The following is a 4133-nucleotide window of genomic DNA, read 5'->3' as shown; positions in this document are numbered from 1 at the left end:
GGTGTTGGATTCGCCCCTCACCCCAGCCCTCTCCCGAGGGAGAGGGAGCCGATTTTCGGGCTTTTCATGATCTGAGTTCGACTCGGCATTTCACGTCGGTGTAGCTCTCCCAAACACCTCGATCAGTCCCCTCTCCCTCTGGGAGAGGGTTAGGGTGAGGGGCTTTTGATTGTCGGCGGCAAATAATGGCGTCGACTCAAGTCGCCACATTCAAATACTTGCCCACCGACGCCGTTTTCTCCAGCGAGTACTGTTTGCTCAGATTGGCAATCATGCGGTTCAGGGCTTCAGTGGTGCTCTGGGTCGAAGCGGTCTGCTCTTCCTCCGGTCGTTCTCTCCCAGCCTGTAGCGCCGCTTTCAGCTCATCGCTGCTCACGCCACCACTGCTGTCGCTATCGAGGACCTTTAGCAGCGCGGCACTGGTGTCAGTGGTTGAAGTCGCGCTGTCGCTGGTCTGAAGTGCGCTGCTGAGTTCTGTCGCGGTCACGCTGCCGTCGCCATCGGCGTCGAGCTGGCTGAACAGTTCGTCGCTGTTGATTTGCGGGGGAGGCGGCGGTGGGGTCAGGCTGGCGGTGAGTTCGTCCTGGCTGACGGTGCCGTCCTTGTTCTTGTCGAGGGCGGAGAAGAGTTCGTTGCTGTCGGCGGTGCTGCCGGCGCTGGTCAGGCCGCTGCTCAGTTCGTCGCTGCTGATGGCGCCGTCGCCATCGCTGTCGAGGGCGCTGATCAGGGCGTCGGCGAGGTCGGTGTCTGGTGCTTGATCGTGTGGCGGCGGCGGAGGGGGCGCCATGGCGGTCATTTCTTCGGCGCTGAGGCTGCCGCTGGCGTCGCTGTCCAGATCGCCGAACTGTTTGCTCAGGTTGACCAACAGTCCGTCGTCGGACTTCTGCGACAGGGCGCTTTTCAGTTCGTCCTGATCCACCGCGCCGTCGCCGTTGCTGTCGAGTTTGGCGAACAGTTCTTTTTGCAGTTGCTGGCTGCGGGCGTTTTGCGTGGAGGTGCTGCTGGTGCTGGTATAGCTGGTGTAGTTGCTGACGCTACCGATCATCGGACTCACTCCCTGGAATGGAAAACCGGTGGGTGTACCGGCTTATGCAGCGTCAGGGCGCAAGTTGTCTGGGGTATGTGGGGTTTGTACCGGTGGGTACACAGACTGAAATTTCACCTCCACCCCCTGTAGGAGTGAGCCTGCTCGCGATAGCGGTGTGTCAGTCAATGCAACTCTCACAGATAAACCGCTATCGCGAGCAGGCTCACTCCTACAAGGGGATGTGTGTTTCTCAGGGGCGCGGCAGGCGAATGATGGCGGTAAGGCCGCCGCCGGGGGTTTCTTCGAGGTTGAGTTGTCCGCCCAGACGTTGCGCTGCCTCGCGGGCAATGGTCATCCCCAACCCCACACCGCCAGAGTTGCGATTGCGCGAGCCTTCCAGGCGATAGAACGGTTCAAACACCGCTTCACGCATGTCCTCGGCAATCCCCGGGCCATGGTCGATCACGCGGATCAGCAGTTGCTCGCGCTGATCCTGCAATTCAATCCGCGCCTGCCCGGCATAACGCAGAGCATTGTCCATGAGGTTGTTGATGCACGAACGCAGCGCCATCGGCTGCACCGGCAACGGTGCGCAATGGCCGCTGACGTGCACGTCGGCACCTTGGTCCTGAGCGTTTTCGCACAGTGACTCGACCAGCGCCTGCACATCCATCAACTGCAAGGCTTCACTGGTTCGCTGTTCGTGCAGGTAAGTGAGGGTGGAGTCGAGCATGCCGATCATGTCGTCGAGATCCTGGCGCATCTGGCCTTGCAGCTTTTCATCGCTGATGTTTTCCAGACGCAGTTTCAGGCGTGACAACGGTGTGCGCAAATCATGGGACACGGCACCGAGCATCCGCGCGCGCTGCTGCACCTGTTCGCGAATGCGCCGTTGCATCAGGTTGAAGGTGTGCGCCGCTTGTCGTGCTTCGCGCGGGCCGGACTCGTCGAGCGGCGGGCTGTCGAGGTCTTCGCTGAGGCGTTCGGCGGCGTCGCTCAGGCGCTGGATCGGGCGACTGAGCAGTTTGGCGCCGTACCATGCCGCGATCATCAGCGTGATGAATTGAAAGGTCAGCGGTACTATCGGGCCACCGAACCACGGACGCGGTGGCCGTGGCGGATAGCGTGGGTCTTGCGCCATTGGTTGGCCGTTGGCGCCTTGGGAGAATTCCGGCGGCGGCGGAGGCGGGCCGTAGAGGCGGAACCAGGTGAACGCCAGCAGGTGCGCCAGGACGATCGCCACGAACAGCACGCCAAACAGGCGGCCGAACAGCGTGTCGAAGCGCGCCCGCATCAGCCGATGTCCCGCGCGTCGAACAGGTAACCCTCACCGCGCACGGTTTTGATCAACTGTGGAGCTTTCGGGTCGTCACCGAGTTTCTGCCGCAGGCGCGATACCAGCAAATCAATGCTGCGGTCGAACGCTTCGATCGAACGACCCCGGGCCGCGTCGAGCAATTGCTCGCGGCTGAGCACCCGGCGCGGACGCTCGATGAAAACCCACAGCAGGCGGAATTCGGCGTTGGACAGCGGCACCACCAAGCCATCGTCAGCGATCAACTGACGCAGGACGCTGTTCAGGCGCCAGTTGTCGAAACGAATGTTGGCCCGTTGCTCGGTACGGTCATCGCGCACCCGGCGCAGGATGGTCTGAATGCGCGCGACCAGTTCGCGCGGTTCGAACGGTTTGGCCATGTAGTCATCAGCGCCGAGTTCCAGGCCGATGATGCGGTCAGTCGGTTCGCACCGTGCGGTGAGCATCAGGATCGGGATGTCCGATTCGGCGCGCAGCCAGCGGCACAGCGACAAGCCGTCTTCGCCGGGCAGCATCAGGTCCAGCACGACAACGTCAAAATGCTCGGCGAGCAGCGCCTGACGCATCGCCGCGCCATCGGTGACGCCGCTGGCGTGGATGTTGAAGCGCGCGAGGTAATCGATCATCAGCTCACGGATCGGCACGTCATCGTCGACGATCAGCGCACGAATGCTCCAGCGCTTGTCGTCTTTAGGCTCATCCGTCGCGGTCATTTGGGTGTTGTGCATGAGGCTGTTCATCTGCCAGTAGGCCGCCAACCACAAAAGATAGGCTGCGAGGTTGTGGTTTCAGCATAGGCGTCCGGCCGTGAGGCGGGAAGTGCTGATGTAAGGACGTGTTGCGGCTGGCGAGGCTAGCGCGGGTGCTTGTTGCTGGCATGTCGGTTGTGTATCGGAGTCGACACAATAGCAGCGAGCGCTATGCTGATCACGGTCGGCGCGACGATTTACCGATCATCGGGTGCCGCGCCGCCGCCGGTTCCGCTACAATGCGCGCCGATTTCGACCTGCCTGAGAGCCCATTCATGTCCGCCTGCCAGACTCCTATCATCGTCGCCCTGGATTTCCCTACCCGTGACGCCGCACTGAAGCTGGCCGACCAGTTGGACCCGAAACTGTGCCGGGTCAAAGTGGGCAAGGAACTGTTCACCAGTTGCGCCGCAGAAATTGTCGGCACCCTGCGTGACAAGGGTTTTGAAGTATTCCTCGACCTGAAATTCCACGACATTCCCAACACCACCGCGATGGCCGTGAAAGCTGCTGCCGAGATGGGCGTGTGGATGGTCAACGTGCATTGCTCCGGTGGTATGCGCATGATGGCCGCTTGCCGTGAAGAGCTGGACAAGCGCAGCGGCCCGCAGCCGTTGCTGATCGGCGTGACCGTGCTGACCAGCATGGAGCGTGAAGACCTGGCCGGTATCGGTCTGGATATCGAGCCGCAAGAGCAGGTTCTGCGTCTGGCTGCGCTGGCCGAGAAGGCTGGCATGGACGGGCTGGTGTGCTCGGCGTTGGAAGCCTCGGCACTGAAAACCGCGCATCCGTCGCTGCAACTGGTGACTCCGGGGATTCGTCCGGCCGGCAGCGCGCAGGACGATCAGCGCCGCATTCTGACACCGCGTCAGGCGCTGGATGCCGGTTCCGATTATCTGGTGGTTGGCCGTCCGATCAGTCAGGCGGCGGATCCGGCACAGGCGCTGGCGTCGGTTGTAGCCGAAATCGCCTAAGCAAACACTGCAAAACCCTGTAGGAGTGAGCCTGCTCGCGATAGCGGTGTGTCAAACAACGTTAATGT

Annotated in this window: 4 protein-coding genes; 1 reads left to right on the top strand and 3 read right to left on the bottom strand. The window is 61.8% G+C overall.

All coding sequences use genetic code 11. The annotated features are described in order from the left end of the window. Window positions 1-196 precede the first annotated feature (196 nt). The 3 genes from xopAW to ACW9IR_RS28905 form a co-directional block, all read right to left on the bottom strand. Window positions 197-1045 (bottom strand): XopAW family type III secretion system calcium-binding effector, encoded by an 849-nt coding sequence (gene xopAW, locus ACW9IR_RS28915; RefSeq protein WP_150706554.1) that lies wholly within the window; start codon window positions 1043-1045, stop codon window positions 197-199. Window positions 1046-1277: 232 nt separating this feature from the next. After that, window positions 1278-2321 (bottom strand): HAMP domain-containing sensor histidine kinase, encoded by a 1044-nt coding sequence (locus tag ACW9IR_RS28910; protein ID WP_110720326.1) that lies wholly within the window; start codon window positions 2319-2321, stop codon window positions 1278-1280. Next, window positions 2321-3070 carry a response regulator gene (locus ACW9IR_RS28905; protein ID WP_016983639.1) on the bottom strand — a complete coding sequence of 250 codons (750 nt, stop codon included), beginning with the start codon at window positions 3068-3070 and terminating at the stop codon, window positions 2321-2323. Before ACW9IR_RS28905 ends, ACW9IR_RS28910 begins: the two co-directional genes overlap by 1 nt. Window positions 3071-3366: 296 nt before the next feature. Here ACW9IR_RS28905 and pyrF point away from each other — a divergent pair, with 296 nt between their 5' ends. Continuing rightward, window positions 3367-4065 (top strand): orotidine-5'-phosphate decarboxylase, encoded by a 699-nt coding sequence (gene pyrF, locus ACW9IR_RS28900; protein WP_457466017.1) that lies wholly within the window; start codon window positions 3367-3369, stop codon window positions 4063-4065. Window positions 4066-4133 lie beyond the last annotated feature (68 nt).

The sequence above is a fragment of the Pseudomonas sp. SDT291_1_S447 genome (assembly GCF_054070155.1).
This window is presented reverse-complemented; position numbering and strand designations above follow the sequence as displayed.